Here is a 26,232-nt window from a genome sequence, read left to right as displayed (position 1 = left end):
CGGCCGCCGAGGCCGAGCAGGGGGAGTCCGAGTGACCGTCACCCGGGTCGGCGCGATCGACTGCGGCACCAACTCGATCCGGCTGCTGGTCGCCGACCTCACGGTGACACCCGATGGGTCGACCGGCGAAATCACCGACCTGGACCGTCGGATGGTGATCAACCGGCTCGGCCAGGGCGTCGACCGGACCGGCCGGCTGGCGCCCGAGGCGCTGGAGCGCACCTTCGCGGCCTGCCGCGAGTACGCCGCCGTGCTGGCCGAGCACGAGGTCGGCCCGGACCGCCTGCGGTTCGTCGCCACCAGTGCCTCCCGGGACGCGGAGAACAGCGCCGAGTACACCGCAGGGGTGCGCGAGATCCTCGGCGTCGAGCCGACCGTGGTGAGCGGCGACGAGGAGGCCCGGCTGTCCTTCACCGGCGCCACCAAGGAGCTGACCGGAGGCCAGTTCCCCGCGCCCTACCTGGTCTTCGACCTCGGCGGCGGCTCGACAGAGTTCGTGCTCGGCGGTCGGGACGTCGAGGCGGCCCGCTCGGTGGACATCGGCTGCGTCCGGTTGACGGAGCGCCACTTCGCCGGCTCCGAGCTGCCCACGCCCGACCAGGTCTCCCGCGCCACGGCCGACATCCGGGCCGCGCTGGACGTGGCGGCCGAAGCCGTCCCGCTGACCGCCGCCACCACCCTGGTCGGCCTGGCGGGCACCGTCACCACCGTGGCGGGCATCGTGCTGGGACTGCCCTCGTACGACTCCGAGGCCATCCACCACGCCCGTCTGACGGTGAACCAGGTCCGCGAGGTGGCCGGCCGGCTGCTGACCATGACGCACGAGCAGCGCGCCGCGATCCCGGTGATGCACCCGGGCCGGGTGGACGTGATCGGGGCGGGCGCCCTGGTGCTGCGGGAGATCATGGAGCGGACCGGTGCCACCGAGCTGGTGGTGAGCGAGCACGACATCCTGGACGGGATCGCCTGGAGCCTGGTCTCCTGAGCCCTCGCCGGAACCCCGCCGGACGGCCCCGGGACGCCGCTGTGGCACCCGGGGCCGCGTGCTGCACGGCGTGCCGCGAGAAAGTTCGTGAATTTCTTCACATGGCGATCCAGTCATTCGACGCAGTCCGGGGCCCGGTCCGTCCGGAATGCGGGACCCAAGGTCGTTTCCGGCGGGTGTCCACTGGATCGCAGGCAGGCTTCGCGGCGGGTAATGGAATCGAAACACCGTGCGGGAACCCGGCCGCAGTGGGGATCGTTGCTGCTCAGGGCCACCCCGTCGGCCGACGGCCGCACAGGGGCCGTTCCGGCCGCGTGAGGTGAGGGTCGCGCCGGGAAAGTGTGGCCGGGCAGTGTAGCAGGTGGTGTCCAGGGGCTTGTGACGGGCCTCACGAAGGAGCCCCCGATCGGGGGTGGATACTTTCGGATATGAGCACCACGGAGCGTCCTCGCATCCTGATCGTCGGCGGTGGTTACGTCGGCCTGTATGCCGCGATGCGCATCCTCAAGAAGATGCGCTACGGCGAAGCGACCGTCACGGTCGTCGACCCGCGGTCGTACATGACGTACCTGCCCTTCCTCCCCGAGGCGGCCGGCGGCAACGTCGCGCCTCGCAACCTCGTTGCCCCGCTGCGCAGCGCCCTCAAGAAGGCGGAGGTGCTCACCGGTCACGTGACCGGCGTGGACCACGCCCGCAAGGTCGCCACCATCCACCCCGCGGCCGGCGACGCCTACGAGCTGCCCTTCGACTACCTCGTCGTGGCCACCGGCTCGGTCTCCCGCACCTTCCCGATCCCCGGCCTGGCCGAGCACGGCATCGGCATGAAGACGGTCGAAGAGGCGATCAGCCTCCGCAACCACGTCATGGCGCAGCTGGACAAGGCCGAGTCCACCACGGACGAGGCGATCCGCCGCAAGGCCCTGACCTTCGTGGTGATCGGCGGCGGCTTCGCCGGCGTCGAGACCATCGCCGAGGTCGAGGACATGGCCCGGGACGCGGCGAAGATCTACAAGACCGTCAGCCGCGACGACATGCGCTTCATCCTGGTGGAGGCGGCCAACCGCATCCTCCCGGAGATGGGCCCGGACCTCGGTCTGTGGACCAAGGAGAAGCTCGAAGAGCGCAACATCGAGATCTACATCGAGACCTCGATGGACTCCTGCGTCGACCAGCACGTGGTGCTGAAGAACGGCGTCGAGGCGGACGCCTCCACCATCGTGTGGACGGCGGGCGTCAAGCCCAACCCGGTGCTGAACCACTTCGGTCTGCCGCTCGGCCCGCGCGGTCACGTGGACACCGCCCCGACCCTCCAGGTCCAGGGCTTCGACTACGTCTGGGCGGCCGGCGACAACGCCCAGGTGCCCGACCTTGCGGTCGGCGACGGCGCCTGGTGCCCGCCGAACGCGCAGCACGCGGTCCGTCAGGCCCTGGTGCTCGCCGACAACGTGATCTCGGGCATGCGGGGCTTCCCGCAGTCCGAGTACAAGCACAAGAACCTGGGTGCGGTGGCCGGTCTCGGCCTGCACAAGGGCGTGGCGATCCTCTTCGGCAAGTACAAGCTGAAGGGGCGTCCGGCCTGGTGGTTCCACCGCCTGTACCACGGCAGCCGGGTGCCGACCATGAACCGCAAGGTCCGGGTCTTCACCGACTGGACGCTGGCGATGTTCCTCAAGCGCGAGACCGTGGGTCTGGCCGAGATGGAGAACCCGTTCGTGGCGTTCCAGGAGGCCGCGGCCCCCGCGCCGAAGCCGGTGGCCGCCGCCACCGCCGAGCCTGCGAAGGAGCTCGCGAGCAGCAAGTAGGACGACTGGCCCCGGGAGGACCCGGGGTATGAGTCGGAGGCTCTCCGCCCGGCAGCGTCGCCGGACCACGACCTCCGTGGTGCTCAGCCGGCCGTGCGACCGGGCGGAGTACAGCAAGTCCAGATCGAAGCGAGTACCAGAAGGCCCCTGCCGGATACCCTCCCGGCAGGGGCCTCTCGCGTGTCCGGACGGACCGTCAGTCGGTCTTGATGCTCTCCAGGATGTCCAGCTTGGACGCCCGGCGGGCGGGCCAGAGCGCGGCCACCAGGCCGACCAGGCCGGCCAGCAGCAGGAAGAGCAGCAGCTGACCGTACGGCAGCTCGGTGACCAGGCCCGGGATGCTGGAGCCCAGGGTGTCGTTGAGCGCCCAGGCCAGGAAGACCCCGAGCAGGACGCCGATGGTCGCGCCGAACAGCGAGATCACCACCGACTCCAGCCGGACCATCCGCTTGATACCGCTCCGGTCCAGACCGATCGCCCGCAGCATCCCGATCTCCCTCTTCCGCTCGAAGACCGACATGGCCAGGGTGTTGATCACGCCGAGCACGGCGACCAGGACCGACATGGCCAGCAGGCCGTACATCATGTTCAGCGCGAAGGAGATGATCTTGCTGTACTCCTCCTTCATGTCCGCCTGGCTCTTTACCTCGATCACCGGGTTCCGGCCGGTGGCGTCCTTGATGGACTGCTGGAGGGCTGCGGTGGCGCCGTCGGCGCCGCGGACCAGGACGTCCCGGATGTCGACGTCCTCGGGGCTGTGCTTGGTGATCTCCGCGTTGGACATCACCGTGCCGGAGAGCAGGTCGATCGGCTGGAAGACGCCGCCGACGGTGACCGTGCCGGTCGAGCCGTCGCCGTAGTTCACCTTTACGGCACTGCCGACCGCGAGGTTGGCGCTCTTCGCCCGCTCGCTGCTGACCAGGATCTGACCCCGGCTCAGGGCGTTCGCCGAGCCGCTGTCCATGGTGAGGTCGAGCAGCTTGTCCAGGCTCGTGGCGTCCACGCCGCTGATCGCGCTCATCCGGTCGTCCAGCGTCCAGTAGACGTTGGTCAGCGGGCTGGAGGCGGCCACGCCGGGGGCCTTGGCCACGTCGGCGGCGAGCTCGGGCGACATGCCCATCCGGTTGGCGGTGGTGACGTTGTAGTCCGCGACCATGCCCTTGGTGACGATCCGGTCGACCGCGCCGCCGACCGAGGCGCCGAGCACGGTCATCGCGGAAACCAGGGTCAGCCCGATGGTGAGCGCGGCGGCGGTGGTGGCCGTCCGGCGCGGGTTGCGGACGGCGTTGCGGCGGGCCAGCTTGCCGGGCGTGCCGAACAGCCGGGCCAGCAGCGGGCCGACCAGGGCGATCACCGGGCGGGACAGCAGCGGCAGCAGGACGAAGATGCCGATCAGCGCGAACGGGGCACCGCCGCCGATCAGGTACCGGCCGTTCTCCCCGCCGGTCGCCGCGCCGCCGAGGATCAGCGCGAAGCCGCCGGCCGCGACCACCGAACCGATGATGTTCCGAATCAGCAGGCTCTTCTGGGTGCTGGGCTGGTCACCGCTGCTCATCGCCGCGACCGGGGCGACCCGGGAGGCGCGGACGGCGGGCAGCACGGCGGAGAGCACCGTCACCAGCACGCCGACCACGAGGGCCACCGCGACGGTCACCGGGGCGACCACCAGCGAACCGGTGGGCATGCCGGAGGACAGCGCCTTGATCAGCGATTGCATGCCGGCGCCGATCCCGATACCGGCCAGCAGACCGGCCACCGAGGCGGTCGCACCGATCACCAGCGCCTCGACCAGCACCGACCTGGTGACCTGCCAGCGCCCGGCGCCGACCGCCCGGAGCAGCGCCAGCTCCTTGGTGCGCTGGGCGACCAGCATGGTGAAGGTGTTGGCGATGATGAAGATGCCGACGAACAGCGAGATCCCGGCGAAGGCCAGCAGCATGGTCTTCATGCCGGACATGCCTGCGGAGATCATCTTGGTCTGGTCGGCGGTCAGCTGCTCGCCGGTCTCGACGGTGAACCGGGCGTCCTGCGGCAGTGCGGCCCGCACCTCGGTGAGCAGCGCGCCCTGCGCCACGCCGGGCTTGGCCTGCACGGTGATGCTGCTGAACTGACCCGGCGTCAGCAGGAACCGCTGCGCGCTCGCGGTGTCCATCAGGGTGAGCGTGCCGCCGGAGGTGACCTGGGGGTCGTCGGTGGTGAAGACGCCGGTCAGCTTGGCGTCCACGGCCGGGCCGTTGCCGGCGATCCGGACGGTGTCGCCGACCTTGAAGCCGCCGCTGCTCGCGGTCTCCTGGTCCAGCGCGATCTCGCCGGACTTCTGCGGGCCCCGGCCTTCGGCCATCGGGTAGCGGCCGTCCTGGCCGGTGGCGTCCGGGGTGAAGTTCGAGCCGCGGGCCTGGAACGCCTCGCCGATCAGCGCGCCCTTGCGGTCGGCCACCCCGGTGAAGCCGCCCACCACGCCCTGGACCCTGGCGGCGCCGGGCAGGGCGGCGATCCGGTCGACCGTCTCCTTGGTCAGCTCGGACTTGGTGGCCTCGCTCCGGTCCCTCGCCGAGGCGCCGGAACCGGCGGAGTCGTCGGTGACCAGGACGGAGACGTCGGAGTAGCTCTTGGAATAGCTGTTCTTCATGGCCTGGCCGAGCGTGTCGGAGAAGACCATGGTGCCGGCCACGAAGGCCGTGCCGAGCATGACGGCCAGCGCCGTCATGAGGAGTCGGCCCTTGTGGGCCAGCACATTGCGCAGTGCGGTGCGGAACATGGGGTGTCCTGGGGGAAGTTGGGTGCGGGCCGGAGGCTGGCGGAGCGTCAGCTCGTACGGCCCTTGGCGTCGAAGCGGCGCATCCGGTCCAGGACGCTGTCGGCGGTCGGGTCGGTCAGCTCGTCGACCACGCGGCCGTCGGCGAGGAAGATCACGCGGTCCGCGTAGGAGGCGGCGACCGGGTCGTGGGTGACCATCACGACGGTCTGGCCGAGCTCGCGGACCGAGTTGCGCAGGAAGGAGAGGATCTCGGCGCCGGAGCGGGAGTCGAGGTTGCCGGTGGGCTCGTCGGCGAAGACGATGTCCGGCTTGGAGGCCAGTGCGCGGGCGCAGGCGACGCGCTGCTGCTGGCCGCCGGAGAGCTGCGAGGGGCGGTGCGTGAGCCGGCCGGAGAGGCCGACCGTCTCCACCACCCGGTCGAGCCAGGCCTTGTCGACCTTGCGGCCCGCGATGTCCATCGGGAGCGTGATGTTCTCCAGGGCGGTCAGCGTGGGCAGCAGGTTGAAGGCCTGGAAGACGAAGCCGATGTGATCGCGGCGGAGCTTGGTGAGCTGCTTGTCGCGCAGCCCGACCAGCTCGGTGTCGCCGATCATCGAGGAGCCGGAGGAGACCGTGTCGAGGCCCGCCATGCAGTGCATCAGCGTCGACTTGCCCGAGCCGGACGGCCCCATGATGGCGGTGAACTGGCCCTGCGGGAACGTCACGCTGACGTTGTCCAGCGCGACCACCCGGGTCTCGCCCTCTCCGTAGACCTTGTTCAGGCCGGTGGCTCGGGCGGCCGCCTGGCCGGTCTGGACGGCGGATGCGGTCGTGGTGGTCACGGAGGGCTCCTTGCGGACGGGTCGTGCGGAAAGGGTGTGGGCGGTCGGTGCGCAGAACACCGACCGCTACCCCATCCTCCGCTGGACGATCATGGAATTCGTCGCTCCCGGGGACGGTTGGCGTCACCGCCGCTGGACGTACGGGCGGGTCGGCTGCCTCCTCCTCCGGTATGACACAACCCCTGAGAACCGGCTTGTGGCCGATTCCGAATCAGGGGGTGGCCGAATCACCGACGATTCGTCAGATGGCAAGGAAACATGACAAATTAGCTGGCGGAGAGTGTGCGAAAGGGCGCGCCGGGCGACTAGTCTCGGGGGTAGCCCGCACAGGGGCGGATGGGGTACCCGCCCGGGTGGTGGAACGCAGACACGGGCAGCTTAAAACTGCTTGGCCGCGAGGCCGTGCCGGTTCGAGTCCGGCCCCGGGCACCACTCCGCGCTGTTTCGTCCGACCGCGAGATCCGGGCCGTTCCGGCCGGAGAGATCATCCTCGCGGCGTAGATCCATCCCTTTGCCAAGGCATTACCCTGGAGCGGTGCGGGTGGCACCACGCCGCCCCGGAGGGAATGACATGAGAAGCAGCAACCCGGTCTTCTCGCGGGAGGGGTCCTTCACCCGCGACAACGGCACCGGCTACGCGGGGTTCTCCACGGGCCAACCGCAGGCCGGGGCCCCGACCGCGGGCAACCCGTACGGAAACAACCCCTACGGCAACAGCCCCTACGGACAGCCGCAGGGCGGCCAGCTGACGGACGAGCAGCTGACCGAGATGTACCAGGCGCCGTCGGCCGGCCCGCTGCAGACCGGCCGGATGACCATGGACGACGTGGTCGCCCGGACGGCGCTCACCCTGCTCACGCTGGTGGCGACCGGCTCGATCGCCTGGTTCGCGCTGCCGGCCACCAACTTCGGCCCCGCCATCGGGGCCGCCCTGGCGGCCTTCGTGGTCGGCATGGTGATCAGCTTCAAGCGGAGCGTCAGCGCCCCCCTGATCATCACCTACGCGGCGCTGGAGGGTTTCTTCCTCGGCGCCGTCAGCCACGCCTTCAACATGATCTGGGAGGGCATCGCGATCCAGGCGGTGCTCGGCACGGCGGCGGTCTTCGCGGCGATGCTGATCGCCTACAAGTCCGGCCGGATCCGGGTCACCCCGCGCTACACCAGGATCGGCCTCGCCATCGCGATGGGCTTCGTCCTGCTGATGCTGGTCAACCTGGTGGCCGCGCTGCTCGGCGCCGACATGGGCCTGCGCTCGGGCCCGCTCGGCATCCTGGTGGGCATCGTCGGCATCGCGCTCGGCGCCTTCTTCCTCTCGCTGGACTTCGCCGAGATCGAGGCGGGCATCCAGGGCGGCGCCCCGCAGCAGGAGTCCTGGCGGGCGGCCTTCGGGTTGACCCTCTCGCTGGTCTGGATCTACCTGGAGATGCTCCGGCTGATCGCGATCCTGCGCGGCGACGACTAGGCCCTGGTGACACTCCCGGAGGCGCGGCGGACCACCCGGTCCGCCGCGCCTCCGGCGTTCTCGCCGGCGGATAGGCTCCTGGCATGGCAGATGCGCAGACCTTGCTGGCCGCCGTGGACCGGCTGGCCGACCGCTTCCGTTCGATGCCGCAGAGCCGGCTGCTCGGGCCCGTCGACGGTCACCCGAGCCGGGCGGCGGCCGTGCACGCGCTGGCGGCCCGGCTGGCGGTGGGGGCGCTGGAGTCGGCCGGTGAGCCGGCCAGGGAGTTCCCGGACGCCGGCCCCTTCGCGGTGGGCGACCAACTCGCGGTGGCCGGCCGGGAACTCGCGGCGGTGGCCGGCCCGGCCGAGCTGGACGCGGCGGTGGCGGAGGTCCGGACGGTCGACCGACTGACCGCCTGAGCACGCACGAAGGCCGGTCGAGTCGGTAACCCCGGGGACTCGACCGGCCTTCGGTACGTCAGGTCAGATGCTGGCGACCACCCGGTCGGCCAGTACGTAGACGGCCTCCTCGTCGGTGGAGAAGGTCAGCGAGTACGACCCGGAGAACCGCGAGCCGCCGAGCAGCCGGACGTCCTCCCCGGCCCGGACGGCGTCGATCAGGCGGTAGGCCGCCTCCCGGTCGCCGGGGGCGACGCAGAGCGTGGTGCCGTCGGCGAAGGCGTACACGTCCAGGGTCCCGAGCGGGCCGGGACGGACGTCGGTGAGCGCGACGGCCTCCTCGGCCAGCGCGGCCAGCCGGGTGTCGGTCCACTCGCGGGACGGGGCCTGGTTCGGCACGAAGTCGGGGTGCGAGGGGTGGCGGCGCGGGTCGGGCGCGGCCACCGGCTCGGCCTGCTGGGCGGTCCCGGCGTCGAGCAGCCCGGCCTCCAGGCCGGTGGCCAGCAGGTCGGCCTCGCGGCGGGCGCGGGCCTCCCCGGCGGTCTCGCCGCCGCCCGCGGGGTGTCCGCCTGCGGGGTGGCCGCCGGAGGGGTGCCCCGCAGCCGGACGGGCCGGGGTGCCACCGTCCTCGTTGACCAGGTCCTCCAGCGCGGAGCGCAGCGCCTCGCCGAACTCCGGGTCCATCGTGCCGGAGTGGTCGGCCGCGTCCTGCGGGCCGGTCGGCCGCGGGAAGAACAGCGGCCACTCCTCACCGGAGTTGAGCCCGGCGCTGGTGAACGGGGAGTCGAAGAGCGGGGCGTCCTCGGTCGCCCTGGCCTCCTGCTCGGCCCAGAAGGCGCGGGCCTCGGCTATCTCCCGCTCACGGTCGGCGGCCAGCGCCTCGTTGACCGCGCGGCGGATCACGGCTTCGTCAACCGGCGCGGGGGCGGCGGCTGTTGACGCTTCGGACGGGACGGCGAGTCGGCGGGCGAGGCTGCGCAGCTGGCAGAGCACAGCGGTGCAGAGGGCGATCAGGACCAGCAGCAGGGAGATGTACACGGCGCTCACGGAACGTACTCCTAGCGAGGAGCGGAACGGGGTTACCTCTCCACACTGCCGCATGGGGGCGAGTTACTGCAGTGGCAGATGTCCGATTTGGTGGGGACTTTCTGCCTTGTCCTCAAATTGTTAGGTAGTCCCGTTCTACGCAGCGGAGTTGACCGACTCCGGGCCGTCGACAAAAGGGCCTCGAAGCGGCGTGCGGAGAGCCGGATCACGATCGCGATGTGATCCGGCTCTCAATTACGCACGGTCACTCCGAATGGGTGGTGCAGACCAGTTCGGTGACTCAGCTGAGTCGCTCGATCACCATCGCCATGCCCTGGCCGCCGCCGACGCACATGGTCTCCAGGCCGAACTGCTTGTCGTGCCACTGCAGCGAGTTGATCAGGGTGGTGGTCAGCCGGGCGCCGGTCATGCCGAAGGGATGGCCGACCGCGATCGCGCCGCCGTTGACGTTCAGCTTCTCCAGCGGGATGCCCAGGTCCCGGTATGAGGGGATGACCTGGGCCGCGAAGGCCTCGTTGATCTCCACCAGGTCGATGTCGTCGATGGTCAGCCCGGCCCGCTTGAGCGCCCGGCGGCTGGCCTCGACCGGGCCGTAGCCCATGATCTCGGGGGAGAGGCCGCTGACCCCGGTGGAGACCACCCGGGCGAGCGGGGTGAGGCCGAGCTCGCGCGCCTTGGTGTCGGACATGACCACCAGGGCGGCGGCGCCGTCGTTCAGCGGGCAGCAGTTACCGGCGGTAACGGTGCCGTCGGGGCGGAACACCGGCTTCAGGCCCGACACCGCGTCCAGGGTCACCCCGGCGCGCGGGCCGTCGTCGGCGCTCACCACGGTCCCGTCGGGCAGCGTGACGGGGGTGATCTCACGGGCCCAGAAGCCGGACTTGATGGCGGCCTCGGCCAGGTTCTGCGAGCGGACGCCGAACTCGTCCTGCTCGGCCCGGGTGATGCCCTTGAGCGCGGCCAGGTTCTCGGCGGTCTGGCCCATCGCGATGTACGCGTCCGGCAGCAGCCCGTCCTCGCGCGGGTCGTGCCACTCGCCGCCGCCCTCCTCGGCGCGCTTGGCGGTGCGCGCCATCGCCTCGTCGAACAGCGGGTTCACGGTGCCGGGCATGCCGTCCGAGGTCCCGTTGACGCTGCGGGAGACGGTCTCGACGCCGGCCGAGATGAAGATGTCGCCCTCGCCCGCCTTGATCGCGTGCAGTGCCATCCGGGTCGTCTGCAGCGAGGAGGAGCAGTACCGGGTGATGGTGGCGCCGGGCAGGTAGTCCATGCCCATCTGGACCGCGATGATCCGGGCCAGGTTGTGGCCCTGCTCGCCGCCGGGCAGGCCGCAGCCGAGCATCAGGTCCTCGATGCTGCGCGGGTCCAGCTCGGGGATCTTGGCCAGGGCGGCGCCGATGATCTGCGCGGTTAGGTCGTCCGGACGGATGTCCTTGAGGGAGCCCTTGAAGGCCCGGCCGATCGGCGAACGGGCGGCGCTGACGATGACGGCTTCGGGCATGACGGGCTCCTCGCTGAGTGTCCGGGCTGGTGGGCCTCCACTCATGACCGTACTCCGGGTCAAGCGGGCAGCCCGGGAGGAAAGTTACCGTTAAGTAGCTCGGGCGTCATCCGTTCCCGGGTGTGAGTTCGCCGACGCCGACCCGGGCTCGGGGACGCTCTCCGAGCTGTCCGGCAGGCCCAGTCGGAGTCGCAGTTTGACCTGCGCCCAGCGGCGGCCGAGATCGCCGAGCCGCTCGGCGGCGGCCACCTCGGTGCCGGAGCGTCCGGCTGCTGCGGCGGCGGCCACCGCCATCGGCAGCACCTGCTCGGCCTCGATCCGTGGGCCGAACTCCTCCGGCCAGAGGTCCAGCGCGGCGCAGAGCGAGGGCAGCAGAGCCATCGCGGCGGTGGCGTACCCCTGCGCTGACGGGTGGTAGCGGTCGGCCGCGAACATCTCCGGGCGGGCCGCGAACTCCGGGCCGAGCAGCGAGCCGAGCGAGACCGTCCGGCCGCCCTGCTCCACCACCGTGATGGTCTGGGCGGCGGCCAGCTGGCGGCTGAGCCGCCTGGCCACCCAGCGCAGCGGCGGCTGGACCGGCTTGATGGTGCCGAGGTCCGGGCAGGTGCCGACCACTACCTGGCAGCCGGCGGCGCGCAAGTCCCTTACGGCCTCGCCGAGGTGACGGACCGCCAGGGCGGCGGGGGAGTGCCTGGTCACATCGTTGGCCCCGACCATGATCACGGCCAGGTCCGGGAGGTGCGGAAGGGCCCGCTCCACCTGCTCGGCCAGCTCGGCGGACTGTGCGCCGGACCGGGCCACGTTCACCAGTCGGACCCGGCGCTCGGCCACCGAGGCCAGTCCGGTCGCCAGCAACGCACCCGGGGTCTCCTCGCCCCTGGTCACCCCGAGTCCGGCGGCCGTCGAGTCACCCAGGAAGGCGAGCACCAGCGGCGGCTCGTCACTCCCCGGGTCGGCGAAGGCCGCCCCGTACACCCCGTCCGCCGGCGGCGGATCGCCCTCCAGCAGCCCGACCGCGCGGATCGCCAGCCTGCTCTCGGTCACCAGCAGCCCGACCAGCCCGACGCCGAGCAGCCCGAGACCGCCGCCCCCGTACGCGGCCGCCGTGGCGATCTTGCGGGCCACCCGGGCCCGTGACGCCTGTGACACCTGTGACGCTGCCACCCCGGCCCCCCTTCACCTGGCCCCTCCTGGGGCGCCGCCTGTGTTCTGTCTCTGTTAGGTACCCAGGGATCCGGGGGCCTATCGGGGCGGATCGCCCATCCGGTGGGTGAACGCCCGGGAAGCGAACCGGTGAAATCGGACCTCCGATGCGTGCGCGTCCAATCCTTGAGACGCCCTAGGCTTTGAAGTACCCATAACTGTCGTAGCGTCCCAGACCGGGAGGACCCCCGTGCGGTACCACAATTCGATCATCGACCTGGTCGGCAACACGCCTTTGGTGAAGCTCAACAAGGTCACCGAGGGCATCAGCGCCACCGTGCTGGCGAAGGTCGAGTACTTCAACCCCGGGGGGTCGATCAAGGACCGCATCGCGATGCGCATGATCGAGGCCGCCGAGGCGTCAGGCGCCCTCAAGCCGGGCGGCACGATCGTCGAGCCCACCTCGGGCAACACCGGGGTCGGCCTGGCGATCGTGGCCCAGCAGAAGGGCTACCACTGCATCTTCGTCTGCCCGGACAAGGTCTCCACCGACAAGATCAACACCCTCCGGGCCTACGGCGCCGAGGTGGTGGTCTGCCCGACCGCGGTCGCCCCCGAGCACCCGGACTCCTACTACAACGTCTCCGACCGCCTGGTCAGGGAGACCCCGAACGCCTGGAAGCCGGACCAGTACTCCAACCCGGAGAACCCGGCCTCGCACTACCACTCGACCGGCCCCGAGCTCTGGGAGCAGACCGAGGGGAAGATCACCCACCTGGTCGCGGGTGTCGGCACCGGCGGCACCATCTCCGGTACCGGCCGCTACCTCAAGGAGGCGTCCGGCGGCGCGGTCAAGGTGATCGGTGCCGACCCGGAGGGCTCGGTCTACTCCGGCGGCACCGGCCGCCCGTACCTGGTCGAGGGTGTCGGTGAGGACTTCTGGCCGACCGCCTACGACCGGGACGTGGCCGACGAGATCGTCGCGGTCTCCGACAAGGACTCGTTCCAGATGACCCGCCGCCTCGCCAAGGAGGAGGGCCTGCTGGTCGGCGGCTCCTGCGGGATGGCCGTGGTGGCCGCGCTCGAGGTGGCCAAGCGGCTCGGCCCGGACGACGTGGTCGTGGTGATCCTGCCCGACGGCGGCCGCGGCTACCTGTCGAAGATCTTCAACGACGACTGGATGGCCGACTACGGCTTCCTGCCGTCGGGCACCGACGAGGCGCACATCGGCGAGGTGCTGGCCCGCAAGGACGCGATCGAGCACGAGGGCATCCCGCAGTTCGTCCACATGCACCCGAGCGAGACGGTCGCCGAGGCCGTCCGGGTGCTGCGGGACTTCGGTGTCTCGCAGATGCCGGTGGTCTCCGCGGGTGCCGGACACCCCGACATCATGGCGGGCGAGGTGATCGGCTCGGTGGTCGAGCGGGAGTTGCTGGAGGGCCTGTTCGCCCAGCGGATCGCGCTCACCGACACGCTGGAGAGCGTGATGTCCAAGCCGCTGCCGGTGGTCGGCTCCGGCGAGACGGTGACCAGTCTGATGACCGTACTGGAGAAGGCCGACGCCGCCGTGGTGCTGGTCGAGGGCAAGCCGCAGGGCATCGTGACCAGCCAGGACCTGCTGGCCTTCCTGGCCAACCGGGCCGGTCACTGACCTGTCGTCAGTACCCCTGGGCCGCCGATCGGGTGAGGATTCGTCTCCTCACGAAGTGGTACACCGGCGTCACCTCCGCGCATCACGCGGTTAACACGGCTCGGGCACTGTATGTCTCACGGCAAGACGCCGAGCATGGTGACAGCAGCAGTCGGGAGCGGCTCCCCGGCACCGCGGTCACCACGGACACGTCGGTCGGCCCTGACCCGGCCCTCCGTGTCCGCCCGCAGGGGTTGCCGTCGTCCCGCCCCTGGCAGCGGCTTCGGCCGAGGCCAGGGTGCGGCGGCTCCTGCGGCACCTAACCGCGCTGCGAGGCGCGTCTCCGTGGCTCCCGGGTGGGGGAGTCCGACGGAGAACGGTAGGGCCGGTCCCCGGTATCCGGGGGCCGGCCCTCCCTGTTTCCCGGGAGGGGTGCGACTCGCCTACGCTCGCACACATGACCAGCACTGACCTGCCCGAGCAGGACGCCCCGCGTTACGTACGCCTCAGCATCGAGATCATCGCCGAGATCACCGACGAGCAGGCCCTGAAGGCCGCGGCCCTCGCCCAGGTCCAGAACGACGAGTACCTGGACGACGAGGAGCGCACCCAGTCGGTGGAGGCGATCGAGGTGGACCCGTCCGGTTCGCTCGCGCACTTCATCGACCCGGTGGCGCTGCTCGGCGAGGTGCCCGGCATCGAGCTGACCTCCGCCACCTGGGAGTCCGCCCAGACCGAGTTCGACCCGACGGACGAGAACTGGGACGAGTACTCCGTCGAGTCGGCCGAGTAGTCCGCCCCCCGTACCACCGATCGCCCGTCCGGACTGCTCCGGGCGGGCGATTCGTCCGTTATGGCAGCATCTTCAGTAGTCTCATACGATCTCAACCGTTTGGTGATGGAACCGCTTCGTCCTGAATTGCGTGGTTCGTAGCCGTAACGCCCGAAGGTGAAGAGCAGGGAGACCCACCGTGACGTCAGCCGATGAGCAGCGCCCCACCTCCGGTGGCAGCTGGACCCGACGCGGAGTGCTGGGCGGCCTGCTGGGAGCCCCGGTCCTCCTGCTGGCGGCCTGCAGCGGCGACTCCGACAAGGGTGACAAGGGCGGCGGCAGTACCGGCGGGAGCGGCGGCGCGAGCAGCTCGCCGAAGACCTCGGTCGCCAGGATCACGGTGACCCCGGCCGACGGTGTGACGGACGCCTCCTTCACCGATCCGGTCACGGTCGCCGTCGCCGACGGCAGCCTCACCTCGGTCAAGGTCACCGGCGAGGACGGCGCGGAGATAGCCGGCCGGCTCGCCGCCGACGGGACGGGCTGGACCTCCACCGGGCCGCTCGCCAGCGGCACCAAGTACCGGGTGGCCGCCGTCGCGAGCGACGCGGACCGGCTGGAGGCGGACGCCAACACCGTGTTCGGCACCGCCTCCCCGGCCAACACCTTCATCGGCTACTTCACCCCGGAGAACGGCTCGACCGTCGGGGTGGGCATGCCGGTCTCGATCAACTTCAACAAGCCGGTCACCAACCGGAAGGCCGTCGAGCAGGCGATCACGGTGACCGCGCGGCCGGACGTCGAGATCGTCGGCCACTGGTTCTCCAGCACCCGGCTGGACTTCCGGCCGCAGCAGTACTGGGCGAAGGGCACCCAGGTCACCCTGCGGCTCCGGCTGAAGGACGTGGAGGGCGCCAAGGGGGTCTACGGCACCCAGTCCAAGGATGTGAGCTTCACCGTCGGCCGTAGCCAGACCAGCGTGGCCGACCTCTCCGCCCACACCCTCACCGTCACCACCGACGGTCAGGTCACCGCGACCTACCCGATCATCGGCGGCGCCCCGGACCACCGGACCTGGGGCGGGAAGCTGGTCATCGCCGAGCAGTACCAGCAGACCAAGATGGACTCCACCACGGTCGGCCTGGGCGACGAGTACAACATCCCCGACGTGCCGCACGCGCAGCGGCTGACCACCTCCGGCACCTTCATCCACGGCAACTACTGGTCGCCCGCCGAGCAGTTCGGCAGCGCCAACACCAGTCACGGCTGCATCGCGCTCAGGGACGCCAAGGGTGCTTCGGATCCGAACACCAACGGCGCGAAGTTCTACCGGAGTTCGATCGTGGGCGATGTGGTCGAGGTGGTCAACTCCGGTGACCGGACGGTCGATCCGGCGAACGGGCTGAACGGCTGGAACATGGACTGGGCGACCTGGAAGGCCGGCAGCGCGCTCTGACCCCCCGTGATCGGACTGTCGTAAGAACCGGATAAGTTGTGGGCCACGTCCCGATTCCGCCACGACCGGTGAAATCGGGGTGCCCCGGCAGGCGAAAGCTGCTTGTCTGAGCACCGTGTCCAGCAGTAGTCCGAACTTGTCGCCCGGTCGCACACACCGCCAGGGCGCAGCCTCACGGGGGAGAAGTCCCATCAACACCACCATGCGCCGCACGGTCCGGGGGGCCGTCGCCGCGACCGCCTGCACCGTCGTCCTCGCCACCGGCCTGGCCGCCTGTGGCACCGTCAAGCAGCTGTCCGCCGCCGACAAGGTCTCCGACGCGTTCGGCCGGATCACGGACGGCAAGAACCTCAAGGCCGAGCTCTCCTTCGGGGCGACGGCCGACGAGATCATGGCGTTCGACAAGGTCGCCAGCTCCAAGGGCGAGCCGATGGACCGCAAGACCGCCGAGCTGATGGCCGAGCTCAAGGTCTCGGTCGCGGTGAGCGCCGACAAGCCGCTCAAGGACCTCGACTCCTTCAAGAACGCGCAGACCAGCGCCGACCCGTTCAACACGCTCGGCCAGGACCCCGGCTTCGACGTCGCGTACGCGCTGGCCGGCAAGAGCGGCAAGAGCTACGCCGAGCTGCGCTGGGTCGACGGCAACTTCTACCTGAAGGCCGATGTCGACGGCATCGCCCAGATGGCCGGCAAGGACGCCGGTGAGCTCAAGGACGCCGCCGGGGCCTTCCCGAAGGTGATCCAGGACGCCGTCGCCGGCAAGTGGGTCTCGGTCGAGGGCAAGACCCTCAAGGACCTCGCCGAGCAGGCGGGCAAGGCGGCCGGCAGCAAGCCCGGCGGCGCCTCGGCCGCCCCGTCGGTCGACCCGAAGGTCGCCTCCGGCCTGGTGAACACCGTCAAGGACGTCCTCTCCCGCAACGTCACCTTCGAGGACAAGGGCAAGCAGGACGGCGCCGACCACATCTACGTCTCCGCCCCGGCCAAGGCCCTCGCGGACGACCTGCTGAAGAGCGTCAAGCCCGTGCTCAAGGACGTCCCGGGCATGGAGAAGCTGCCCGGCGCCGCCCCGACCGACGTCCCGGACAAGAAGGTCGGCCTCGACGTCTTCATCAAGGACGGCTCGGTCTCGGCGATCTCCTTCGACCTGGCCCAGATCGACTCCAAGCTGCCGTCCGACGCGCACCTGCCCGTCAAGGTGACCTTCAGCAAGGATGCGGCGGAGGCCCCGAAGGCGCCGGACGGCGCCACCAAGTTCGCCATGTCCGACTTCGAGGAGATCGTCACCTCGATGATGGGCTCGGTCGGCGGCAACGCCAAGACCGGCGGCAAGACCGCGGCGGCCCCGCTCACCGCCGCCCAGATCAAGGAGCTCACGGCCCTCGGCATCCCCGAGGCCCAGATCAAGCTCATGAACAGCAGTGGCATGACCTACGAGCAGATCAAGATGCTGCTCGACACCACCAGCTGACACCCTCGTAGCTGACGAAGGCCCCGCCGGATCCGGCGGGGCCTTCGTGCGTGCGGAGCTCCGTACGTGCGGGGCTTCGCGGGCGGCGTCAGCCGCTGGTGCGGGCGACGCCGATCGGGCAGCTGGCTCCGGTGCCGCCGAGGCCGCAGTAGCCGTTCGGGTTCTTGGCGTCGGAGAGGTACTGCTGGTGGTACGGCTCGGCCGGGTAGAACGGGCCCGCCGGGCCGGTCTCGGTGGTGATCGGCCCGAGACCGATCGCGGTCAGCTCGGGCTGGAAGGCCGTCTGCGAGGCAGCCAGGGCGGCCGCCTGCGCGGGGGTGTGGGTGTACGCGGCGGAGCGGTACTGGGTGCCCTGGTCGTTCCCCTGCCGGAAGCCCTGGGTCGGGTCGTGCGCCTCCCAGAAGGTCTTCAGCAGCGTCTCGTACGAGACCAGCGCCGGGTCGTAGACCACCCGGACCGCCTCGGTGTGCCCGGTCCGACCGCTGCACACCTCCTCGTACGTCGGGTTCTCGGTGTGGCCGCCCTGGTAGCCGACCAGGGTGGTCCAGACGCCGTCCAGCTCCCAGAACTTCCGCTCCGCGCCCCAGAAACAGCCCATCGCGAAGTCGGCCGTCTCGAGACCGGCCGGGTACGGGCCGGCGAGCGGGGTGCCGAGCACGGTGTGCGGCTCGGTCAGCGTGAACAGCGGAGCCGCCCGCCCGGGCAGGGCCTGCTCGGCGGTGACCAGCTCGCTCTTGTGACGGTTGAACAGCACGGCTGCTCCCAGAGATCGGGGGGACGGTGTCCTGTTCAACGCCCGGCGGCCGCCCGGGATTCCGCCGGGCGGCCGGGCGCGGTCTAGCGGGAGAGGGCGACCACGGTGCGGGCCCGGAGCTCGACGAACTCGTCCGGCTCGCCGAGGAACGGGGCCGGGATGATCGGGCCGAGCGCCTGGAACTGGGCCAGGGCCTCGGCGTGCCGGCCCTGGCCGGCCAGGAAGCCGATCATCCGGCCGCGGGCGCCGGCCAGCTCGGGGTGGTCCGGGCGGGCGGCCGCGATGTCGGCCAGTACGGCGTCCACGGCGGCGCGCAGCTCGGGGGTGTCCAGCGTCTCGGCCTTGTCGTACTGCTCGCCGTAGGCGTCCAGCTTGAGGGTGCTGAGCAGGCTGCCGGCCGGGGCGGTGGCGATCGCCTCGTCCACGAAGGCGTGCATCAGCTTGTTGCTGCCGTGCCACTTGCGGCACCAGTACTGCATCGCCTGCCAGTGCGCGTCCCGGTTCAGCGGCGTGCGCTTGACCACCTCGGCCCAGAACGCCTGGAACCTCTCGTTCGACCAGTTGTCACCCCGGGCCAGCGCGAGCTGCGCCAGGTACGGGCCGGGGTCGGCGGCCGGGGCCAGCCGGACGGCCTCGGCGGCGGCCTCGGTGGCCTGCTGGAGCTTCCGCCTGAAGCCGTCCCGCATCTCGTCGGTGACGGTGTCGGCGTAGCCCGAGCCACGGATCGCCCAGCCCGCGTGCACCAGGGCGACCACGTGGAGTGCGGCGGCGTCGGAGCTCTCCGGCTGCTCCATCCGCCAGGCGTTCAGCCAACTGTCGTCCTGGCAAGCCGGGTTGACGAAGAGTTCGGTGCGCTCCCAGCGCTCGTCCCAGTCGGTGCCGGCCGCCTCGACGTACGCGGCGGCCTCCCGCCAGCTGCCGTCCCGGACGGCGGAGAGGGCGATCCGCGCGTCGTCGTCGACCGTGGTGCGGCCGAGCACCAGCCCCTGGTTGGGCACCAGCCCGAACTGGGAGGCGCGGGCCGGGTCCGACAGCACCTCGGCATGGCTCACGGCCTTGGCCCGCTTGGCCTTCAGCGATTTGAACAGGGTGTACAGCAGCGCGCAGACGGCGATGGTGAGGAACAGCATGCGGGGGACTCCGGTGGTTCAGTGGGCGGCCGGGGTGAGCCCGGCGGTGGTGAGCAGGGTGCGCAGCGGGGCGGTGTCGGGACGGTCCGCGACCGCGGCGTCCAGGGCGGGGGTGAAGGTCTCCTCCCAGCCGTCCGGCAGACGCAGGACGGCGGCGGTGGACCAGGAGAACTCCCAGTGCGCCAGGCCGGATTCGGCCAGCGCCAGCACGGTGAGCCCGGCCAGGCTGCCGCGGAAGACCGGACGGGCGGCCTCGCGGGCGGCCAGGCCGGTCGCGGCGGTGGACCGCTCGTCGCGCGGCAGCCGGCCGGCCAGCTCCCAGGTGCGGCCGGCGTCGATCGCGTCCAGCAGCGCCTCGACCGTGCCGGGCAGCCCGACGGAGGTGAGCGCGGTCAGGATCGGCTGGCTGTCCTCGCGGCAGTCGGCCAGGCAGGCGGTCTGCACCAGCTCGGGCCACTCCACCCGGCGCTTGGTCGCGGCCTCGGGCACCAGCGAGACCGACTCCAGCGCCGCCAGCGTCCGCTCCGCCTCGCGCAGCAGCCCGAGCGCGGGACCGGACGCCTCGGCACCCCGGCCGTCGTCGGGCAGTGCCTCGACCGCGGCCACCCGTTGGGCGATCGGCGGGTGCGAGTCGTACGGGTCGGCCTCCGTCTCCGTCGGCTCCAGCGCCAGCTCGGCCAGCTCCTGGCGGCGCTTGGGGTCGGCGAGCAGCTCGGCCAGACCGCCGTACACCTGACCGGGCATCGGCAGCAGCCCGGCGGACCAGCCGATGGTGGCGTACCGGTGCAGGTAGAAGTCCTCGGCGGCGGCCAGCAGCGGCAGCCGGCGCAGCGCGGCGGCGGTGGCGTCCCGCCCGGCGATGGCGGCGGCGGACCGGTCGGCGGCGTACTCCTGACGGCGGCTCACCGACTCGGAGACCCGGAAGTACAGCTTGGCGTACTGCGTGAACAGCTTGGCCAGCACCCGGTCGATCCCGCCGCCGGCCTCCTCGCCGGAGACCTTCTTGCCCTTGGCCAGCCGCTTCGCGGCCTTGGCCCTTAGCTCGGCCTGCTGCTGGGCCTGGTGGCCGTCGGCGCGCGCGTGCAGGCCGTGGATGGCGTGCAGGATCGCGGTCCGCCCGGCCACCGTGACCCCGGCCAGCCGGACGTCGCGGTTGCTGTAGTGGCCGAACTCGTGGGCCAGCACCGAGTCGAGCTCGGCCTCGGTCAGGCCGATCAGCAGCGGCGCACCGATCACCAGGTGCCGCTTGCCCGGAACGAGCCCGAGCAGCTTGGTCTCCTCCCTGACACCCGCGTTGACCTCGGGGATCAGCCGGATCTCGGCCGGTCCGCGGACGCCGGTCCGCTCGGCGATCCGGTCCACCCTGGCCCACAGCTCGGGCTGCTGCTCCCGGGTCACCAGCAGGCCGTCCGGCTCGCCCTGCTCGCGCGGGCGGCGGGTCAGGAAGACCACCCGGAGCACGGGGTAGGCGACGGCCAGGCTGAGCAGGATCAGCTTGTCGATCGCCGGGTTCAGCCGCCCGGTCCCCACCACCAGCGCGACGTCGAGGCCCAGCACGCCGAGCACCAGGCCGGCCGCGAGCAGGTAGAAGCCGACCAGCATGCCGACCGCCAGGGCGGCCCGCCCCGCGGTGCTCATGCCGGTGGGTCTCGCGGACGTGCCCATGCGTTTCTTCCCCTTGACGGTGGGTTCGGTGATCGTCCGCAGACTGAACATGTGTGCGGGAAGTGCAGATCGTAGCGGCCCGGCGGGTCGGATTTGACGGGTGGTCGGCAACGCGGGCGCTCTGTCCGCCCTTGGCCCGGTTCGCCCACTAGGCTCAGCAGCATGACCGAGCACCAGCTTCCCCAGGGCTTCGAGACACTCGCCATCCACGCGGGTCAGGAAGCAGACCCCCAGACCGGGGCCGTCGTCACGCCGATCTACCAGGTGTCCACCTACAAGCAGGACGGCGTCGGCGGCCTCCGGAACGGCTACGAGTACAGCCGTTCCGCGAACCCCACCCGTACCGCGCTCGAGGAGTGCCTCGCCGCGATCGAGGGCGGCGCCCGCGGCCTCGCCTTCGCCTCCGGACTGGCCGCCGAGGACACCCTGCTGCGCACCGTGCTGAAGCCGGGCGACCACATCGTCATTCCGAACGACGCCTACGGCGGCACCTTCCGGCTGTTCGCCAAGGTGCTCACCCGGTGGGGCGTCGAGTTCTCCGTCGCCGACACCCAGAACCTGGCCGCCGTACGGGACGCGCTGCGCCCCAACACCCGCGCGCTCTGGGTGGAGACCCCCTCCAACCCGCTGCTCGGGATCTCCGACATCGCCGGGCTCGCGGAGGTGGCCCACGGGGCCGGTGCGCTGCTGGTCGTGGACAACACCTTCGCCAGCCCGTACCTGCAGCAGCCGATCTCGTTCGGCGCCGACGTGGTGGTGCACTCGACCACCAAGTACATGGGCGGCCACTCCGACGTGGTCGGCGGCGCCCTGGTCGCGGCCGAGGCCGGCCTCGGCGAGGAGCTGGCGTACCACCAGAACGCGATGGGCGCGGTCGCCGGGCCGTTCGACTCCTGGCTGGTGCTGCGCGGCATCAAGACCCTCGGCGTCCGGATGGACCGGCACAGCTCCAACGCCGAGAAGGTCGCCGAGCTGCTCTCCCGCCACCCCAAGGTCAGCCAGGTGATCTACCCCGGGCTGGCCTCGCACCCCGGGCACGACATCGCGGCCAAGCAGATGAAGGCGTTCGGCGGGATGGTCTCGTTCCGGGTCAACGGTGGCGAGCAGGCCGCGGTGGACGTCTGCAACCGGGCCGAGCTGTTCACCCTCGGTGAGTCGCTGGGTGGGGTCGAGTCGCTGATCGAGCACCCGGGACGGATGACCCACGCCTCGGTGGCGGGCTCCGCCCTGGAGGTCCCGGCCGACCTGGTCCGGGTCTCGGTCGGCATCGAGTCGATCGACGACCTGCTCGCGGACCTCACGCAGGCGCTTTCGTAGGTTGCACCGTCCGGGGGCTCGGGGCCCTGCTGATGTGCGGCTCCGCCGCGTGGGCGGCTTCGACCACGCGGCGGAGCCACACATCAGCAGGGCCCCGAGCCCCGCGCGTGCCGAGTGAGGAATCGATGGACAGCTGGCCGATCACCCTGGACGACGTCCGGGGTGCGCAGAAGATGCTCGCCGGGGTCGCCCGGGTCACGCCGATGGAGAGCAGCCGGTACCTGGCGGGGCTGATCGGTGCGCCCGTGCACCTCAAGTGCGAGAACCTGCAGCGCACCGGTTCCTTCAAGCTGCGCGGCGCGTACGTCCGGATCGCCGGGCTCTCGCCGGTGGAGCGGGCCGCCGGGGTGGTGGCGGCCAGTGCGGGCAACCACGCGCAGGGGGTGGCGTTGGCCGCCTCGCTGCTGGGGGTGCGCTCCACCGTCTTCATGCCGCTGGCGGCGCCGCTCCCCAAGGTGGCGGCGACCCGCGACTACGGCGCCGAGGTCCGGCTGCACGGCAGCACCGTGGACGAGGCGCTGCGGGCCGCGCAGCAGTACGCGGACGCGACCGGCGCGGTGTTCATCCACCCGTTCGACCACTGGGACATCGTCACCGGCCAGGCCACCGTCGGGCTGGAGATCCTGGAGCAGTGCCCGGAGGTCCGCACCATCCTGGTCGGGGTGGGCGGCGGCGGGCTGCTGGCCGGGATCGCGGCGGCGGTGAAGCCGCTCCGGCCGGACGTCCAGGTGATCGGGGTGCAGGCGGCCAACGCGGCGGCGTACCCGCCCTCGCTGGCGGCGGGCCGGCCGGTCTCGCTGGAGCGGTTCGCCACCATGGCGGACGGGATCATGGTGGGCCGTCCGGGCGACATCCCGTTCGAGGTGGTGAACACCCTCGCGGACGGTGTCAGGACGGTCTCCGAGGAGGGACTGTCCCGGGCTCTGCTGCTCGGCCTGGAGCGCCTGAAGCTGGTGGTGGAGCCGGCCGGGGTGAGCCCGGTGGCGGCGTTGCTGGAACACCCCGAGAGCTTCCAGGGCCCGGTGGTGGCGGTGCTCTCGGGGGGAAACATCGACCCGCAGCTGATGCAGCGGGTGCTGCGGCACGGGTTGGTGGCAGCGGGCCGGTACCTGTCGATCCGGGTCCGGCTGACCGACAAGCCGGGGGCGCTGGCCGATCTGCTGGCGGTGCTCACCCGCGCGGACGCCAACGTGCTGGACGTCGCGCACGTACGGATCGACCCCCGGCTCGGCCTGACCGAGGTCGAGGTGGACCTGCACCTGGAGACCAAGGGCCCGGAGCACTGCGCCGTTGTGCTGGGCGATCTCCGGGACGCGGACTACGTGGTGACCCAGTAGCCGGAAAACCAGGGGCGGTTGTCAGTCCCAGCTGAGAGGGTGTCAGGGCGGATCGGCTCCGCGCTGTCCTCGCTGCGCCATGTGCCCGATCCTTGACGCGATATATCGCGAACTGTCATTCTCGCGATGCATCGCGTTTCTCCGATGTCCCTCCCCGGCACGGATCCCGGTTCGCCCGGGTACTGCCCTCGGGTCAGAGTGGGCATATCAGTCATATCGTCAGAGGAGATGAGGCAGGCTCATGGCGCCAGCCATCCAAGCCGAGAACCTGGTCAAGACCTTCGGTGACGTACGTGCCCTCGACGGCGTCAGCCTCGACGTACCGGAGGGCACGGTCCTCGGACTGCTCGGCCCGAACGGCGCCGGCAAGACCACCACGGTCCGCGTGCTCACCACCCTGCTCCGCCCGGACTCCGGCCACGCCGTGGTCGCCGGCGTGGACGTGCTCAAGCACCCGAACAAGGTGCGCAGCCTGATCGGCCTCTCCGGCCAGTACGCCGCCGTGGACGAGTACCTGACGGGCCGTGAGAACCTCCAGATGGTCGGCGAGCTCTACCAGATGACCGTCCGGGACGCGAAGGCCCGCGCCCGCGAGCTGCTGGAGTGGTTCAACCTCACCGAGGCCGCCGACCGCACCGCCAAGACGTACTCCGGTGGTATGCGCCGCCGGCTCGACCTGGCGGCCGCGCTGGTGGTCCGGCCCCCCGTGATGTTCCTGGACGAGCCGACCACGGGCCTGGACCCGCGCAACCGGCTCGCCCTCTGGGAGGTCATCGAGACCCTGGTCGAGCAGGGCACCACCCTGCTGCTGACCACCCAGTACCTGGAGGAGGCCGACCGCCTCGCCCACGACATCGCGGTGGTCGACCACGGCAAGGTGATCGCCCGCGGCAGCGCCGACGAGCTCAAGGCCCAGATCGGTGGCGAGCGGGTCGAGGTGGTGGTGCACCGGCGGGACGACGTGACCGAGGCGCTGGCCGCGCTGACCCCGTACGCCAAGGGTGACCCGTCGCTGGAGAAGAACACCCGCAGGATCACCGTCCCGGTCAGCGGTGGCGCCAAGGTGCTCGCCGACGTGATCCGCGAGCTGGACGCCCGCTCGATCGAGATCGACGACATCGGACTGCGCCGCCCGACCCTGGACGACGTGTTCCTCTCGCTGACCGGCCACGCCACGGCGGCGGAGGCCGAGAACGAGGACGAGCAGCTGCCCGCCAAGGGCCGCAAGAGCCACGGGAAGGACGCCTGATGACCACTGCCACCGAACACGCGATCGGCGGCGCCGTCCCCCAGCAGCGGCACGGCATCAGCGCGATGCTGCACGACTCCTGGGTGATCGCCAAGCGCAACCTGCGCCGGATGACCCGGATCCCCGAGATCGTGGTCTTCGGGCTGATGCAGCCGGTGATGTTCGTGCTGCTGTTCTCGTACGTGATGGGCGGGGCGATCCAGATCCCCGGCACCAACGCGAGCGCCAGCACGTACACCCAGTTCCTGATGGCGGGCATCTTCGCCCAGACCGTCACCTTCGCGGTGGCCGGCGCCTCGGCCGGTATCGCGGAGGACATGACCAAGGGGCTGGTGGACCGGTTCCGCTCGCTCCCGATGACCCGTTCCGCCGTGCTGGTCGGCCGTACGCTGGCCGACCTGGTGCAGACCGCCTTCACCCTGCTGGTGCTGATGATCGTCGCGGTGCTGGTCGGCTGGCGGATCCACGAGGGCTTCCTGAAGGCGCTCGGCGCGTTCGGGCTGCTGCTCCTGCTGGGCTACGCCTTCTCCTGGATCGGCGCGCTGATCGGCCTGTCGGTGCGCAGCCCGGAGGCGGCCACCTCGGCCGGTCTGATCTGGCTGTTCCCGCTGACCTTCATCTCGAACGCCTTCGTGCCGGTCAGCTCGATGCCGGGCTGGCTCCAGCCGATCGCCTACTGGAACCCGTTCAGCGCGACCGTGCAGGCCTGCCGCGACCTCTTCGGCAACCAGGTCGGCCCGGTCTCCGGCGGCTGGCCGATGGAGAACGCGGTGCTGCTCTCGGTGCTGTGGTCGCTGGCCATCACGGCCTTCTTCTCCTGGCTGTCGGTCCGCAAGTACCGCTCCGCGGTCGGTTGAGCCGGGTCCGCTCCGCCGTCGGCTGAACGCACGCGAGCGGCGGCGCCCCCATCGATGGGGGCGCCGCCGCTCGCGTGCGTCAGGGGATCAGGCGTGCGGCTTGGCCGCGATCACCTTGACCATCGCCTGCTTGCCGTTCGGCAGCTCGTAGTGCGCCTCGTCGCCGATCTTCTTGCCGTCGATGGCAGAGCCGAGCGGGGACTGCGGGGAGTACACGTCCACCTCGGAGGCGCCGGCCATCTCGCGGGAGCCGAGCAGGAAGACCATGGTGTCGTCCTCGTCGCCGTCGAAGGCGATCGTCACGACCATGCCGGGGGCCACCACACCGGAGTCCGCGGGGGCCTCGCCGACCTTGGCCCGTTCCAGCAGCTGGGTGAGCTGGCGGATCCGCAGCTCGCCCTTGCCCTGGTCGTCGCGGGCCGCGTGGTAGCCGGCGTTCTCCTTGAGGTCACCCTCTTCGCGGGCCGCCTCGATCTTCTTGACGATCTCGGCGCGCCAGGGGCCGGTCATGTAGTCCAGCTCGGCCTTGAGCTGGTCGTAGCCGGACTGAGTGAGCCAGGTCACGTTCTCGCTGGTCTGGGTCACAGGTGCTCCTCGTAGGTGCTGGGCTGCGCTGAGGGTTGGTATCAGCCGGGAACGGTCGTACTACAAAGCATCGCCCGCTCCCGTGCCGTCCGGCCGGAGAGGGGCGAAACCAC

Annotated in this window: 21 protein-coding genes and 1 tRNA gene; 13 read left to right on the top strand and 9 right to left on the bottom strand. The window is 71.0% G+C overall.

The genetic code is table 11. The features are described 5' to 3' along the window. Positions 1-31 precede the first annotated feature (31 nt). Positions 32-985 carry an exopolyphosphatase gene (locus tag ACKUU6_RS13335; protein WP_407988728.1) on the top strand — a complete coding sequence of 318 codons (954 nt, stop codon included), beginning with the start codon at positions 32-34 and terminating at the stop codon, positions 983-985. A gap of 428 nt (positions 986-1,413) precedes the next feature. Then, a complete protein-coding gene (locus tag ACKUU6_RS13330; RefSeq protein WP_407988727.1) occupies positions 1,414-2,787 on the top strand; it encodes an NAD(P)/FAD-dependent oxidoreductase in 1,374 nt (457 codons plus the stop codon). A gap of 196 nt (positions 2,788-2,983) precedes the next feature. Here ACKUU6_RS13330 and ACKUU6_RS13325 read toward each other — a convergent pair whose 3' ends face one another. After that, the gene (locus ACKUU6_RS13325) at positions 2,984-5,545 is read right to left on the bottom strand and encodes an ABC transporter permease (protein WP_407988726.1); all 2,562 of its coding nucleotides are present in this window, start codon (positions 5,543-5,545) and stop codon (positions 2,984-2,986) included. A 47-nt stretch (positions 5,546-5,592) separates the two neighbouring features. Next, positions 5,593-6,366: an ABC transporter ATP-binding protein gene (locus ACKUU6_RS13320; RefSeq protein WP_407988725.1), complete on the bottom strand. Its 774-nt coding sequence runs from the start codon at positions 6,364-6,366 to the stop codon at positions 5,593-5,595. Between the two features lie 347 nt (positions 6,367-6,713). Between ACKUU6_RS13320 and ACKUU6_RS13315 the strand changes: the two genes are divergently transcribed. From ACKUU6_RS13315 to ACKUU6_RS13305, 3 genes are all read left to right on the top strand, one after another. Continuing rightward, positions 6,714-6,798: transfer RNA gene (locus ACKUU6_RS13315), tRNA-Leu, on the top strand. Positions 6,799-6,937: 139 nt separating this feature from the next. Beyond that, a complete protein-coding gene (locus tag ACKUU6_RS13310) occupies positions 6,938-7,828 on the top strand; it encodes a Bax inhibitor-1/YccA family membrane protein (RefSeq protein ID WP_407988724.1) in 891 nt (296 codons plus the stop codon). Between the two features lie 83 nt (positions 7,829-7,911). After that, positions 7,912-8,229 carry a hypothetical protein gene (locus ACKUU6_RS13305; RefSeq protein WP_407988723.1) on the top strand — a complete coding sequence of 106 codons (318 nt, stop codon included), beginning with the start codon at positions 7,912-7,914 and terminating at the stop codon, positions 8,227-8,229. A 63-nt stretch (positions 8,230-8,292) separates the two neighbouring features. Here the strand turns inward: ACKUU6_RS13305 and ACKUU6_RS13300 are convergent, their stop codons facing one another. The 3 genes from ACKUU6_RS13300 to ACKUU6_RS13290 form a co-directional block, all read right to left on the bottom strand. Beyond that, entirely contained in the window at positions 8,293-9,255 is a 963-nt protein-coding gene (locus ACKUU6_RS13300; RefSeq protein WP_407988722.1) for a hypothetical protein, read from the bottom strand. Positions 9,256-9,535: 280 nt separating this feature from the next. Continuing rightward, positions 9,536-10,756: an acetyl-CoA C-acetyltransferase gene (locus ACKUU6_RS13295; RefSeq protein ID WP_407988721.1), complete on the bottom strand. Its 1,221-nt coding sequence runs from the start codon at positions 10,754-10,756 to the stop codon at positions 9,536-9,538. Positions 10,757-10,846: 90 nt separating this feature from the next. Continuing rightward, positions 10,847-11,920 (bottom strand): SGNH/GDSL hydrolase family protein, encoded by a 1,074-nt coding sequence (locus ACKUU6_RS13290; protein ID WP_407988720.1) that lies wholly within the window; start codon positions 11,918-11,920, stop codon positions 10,847-10,849. A gap of 229 nt (positions 11,921-12,149) precedes the next feature. Here ACKUU6_RS13290 and ACKUU6_RS13285 point away from each other — a divergent pair, with 229 nt between their 5' ends. The 4 genes from ACKUU6_RS13285 to ACKUU6_RS13270 all read left to right on the top strand — a co-directional run bounded on the left by ACKUU6_RS13285 (position 12,150) and on the right by ACKUU6_RS13270 (position 17,225). Continuing rightward, positions 12,150-13,550, top strand: a complete 1,401-nt coding sequence (locus ACKUU6_RS13285; protein ID WP_407988719.1) for a cystathionine beta-synthase — start codon at positions 12,150-12,152, stop codon at positions 13,548-13,550. A gap of 436 nt (positions 13,551-13,986) precedes the next feature. Further along, positions 13,987-14,322: a hypothetical protein gene (locus ACKUU6_RS13280; RefSeq protein WP_407988718.1), complete on the top strand. Its 336-nt coding sequence runs from the start codon at positions 13,987-13,989 to the stop codon at positions 14,320-14,322. Between the two features lie 178 nt (positions 14,323-14,500). Then, positions 14,501-15,757 carry a L,D-transpeptidase gene (locus tag ACKUU6_RS13275; protein ID WP_407988717.1) on the top strand — a complete coding sequence of 419 codons (1,257 nt, stop codon included), beginning with the start codon at positions 14,501-14,503 and terminating at the stop codon, positions 15,755-15,757. A gap of 202 nt (positions 15,758-15,959) precedes the next feature. Further along, a complete protein-coding gene (locus ACKUU6_RS13270) occupies positions 15,960-17,225 on the top strand; it encodes a hypothetical protein (RefSeq protein WP_407988716.1) in 1,266 nt (421 codons plus the stop codon). Between the two features lie 88 nt (positions 17,226-17,313). Here ACKUU6_RS13270 and msrA read toward each other — a convergent pair whose 3' ends face one another. The 3 genes from msrA to ACKUU6_RS13255 all read right to left on the bottom strand — a co-directional run bounded on the left by msrA (position 17,314) and on the right by ACKUU6_RS13255 (position 20,747). Then, positions 17,314-17,979, bottom strand: a complete 666-nt coding sequence (gene msrA / locus ACKUU6_RS13265) for a peptide-methionine (S)-S-oxide reductase MsrA (RefSeq protein ID WP_407988715.1) — start codon at positions 17,977-17,979, stop codon at positions 17,314-17,316. Between the two features lie 83 nt (positions 17,980-18,062). Beyond that, positions 18,063-19,109 (bottom strand): DUF4034 domain-containing protein, encoded by a 1,047-nt coding sequence (locus tag ACKUU6_RS13260; RefSeq protein WP_407988714.1) that lies wholly within the window; start codon positions 19,107-19,109, stop codon positions 18,063-18,065. Positions 19,110-19,127: 18 nt separating this feature from the next. Further along, positions 19,128-20,747 (bottom strand): M48 family metalloprotease, encoded by a 1,620-nt coding sequence (locus ACKUU6_RS13255; RefSeq protein WP_407988713.1) that lies wholly within the window; start codon positions 20,745-20,747, stop codon positions 19,128-19,130. Between the two features lie 189 nt (positions 20,748-20,936). Here ACKUU6_RS13255 and ACKUU6_RS13250 point away from each other — a divergent pair, with 189 nt between their 5' ends. The 4 genes from ACKUU6_RS13250 to ACKUU6_RS13235 all read left to right on the top strand — a co-directional run bounded on the left by ACKUU6_RS13250 (position 20,937) and on the right by ACKUU6_RS13235 (position 25,534). Further along, the gene (locus tag ACKUU6_RS13250) at positions 20,937-22,091 is read left to right on the top strand and encodes a cystathionine gamma-synthase (protein WP_407988712.1); all 1,155 of its coding nucleotides are present in this window, start codon (positions 20,937-20,939) and stop codon (positions 22,089-22,091) included. A 125-nt stretch (positions 22,092-22,216) separates the two neighbouring features. Beyond that, complete coding sequence (gene ilvA, locus ACKUU6_RS13245) at positions 22,217-23,428, top strand: threonine ammonia-lyase (protein ID WP_407988711.1); 1,212 nt, start codon at positions 22,217-22,219, stop codon at positions 23,426-23,428. A gap of 241 nt (positions 23,429-23,669) precedes the next feature. Beyond that, entirely contained in the window at positions 23,670-24,677 is a 1,008-nt protein-coding gene (locus tag ACKUU6_RS13240) for an ATP-binding cassette domain-containing protein (protein WP_407988710.1), read from the top strand. Beyond that, on the top strand, positions 24,677-25,534 hold the full coding sequence (locus ACKUU6_RS13235) for an ABC transporter permease (protein ID WP_407988709.1): 858 nt from the start codon (positions 24,677-24,679) through the stop codon (positions 25,532-25,534). Before ACKUU6_RS13240 ends, ACKUU6_RS13235 begins: the two co-directional genes overlap by 1 nt. Positions 25,535-25,621: 87 nt before the next feature. Here the strand turns inward: ACKUU6_RS13235 and greA are convergent, their stop codons facing one another. Further along, positions 25,622-26,119 carry a transcription elongation factor GreA gene (gene greA / locus ACKUU6_RS13230; RefSeq protein ID WP_407988708.1) on the bottom strand — a complete coding sequence of 166 codons (498 nt, stop codon included), beginning with the start codon at positions 26,117-26,119 and terminating at the stop codon, positions 25,622-25,624. Positions 26,120-26,232: the final 113 nt, after the last annotated feature.

This window comes from Kitasatospora sp. CMC57 (genome assembly GCF_045866025.2).
Taxonomy (GTDB): domain Bacteria; phylum Actinomycetota; class Actinomycetes; order Streptomycetales; family Streptomycetaceae; genus Kitasatospora.
The sequence above is the reverse complement of the archived record's forward strand: the minus strand, read 5'-3'. Positions and strand labels throughout refer to the sequence as shown.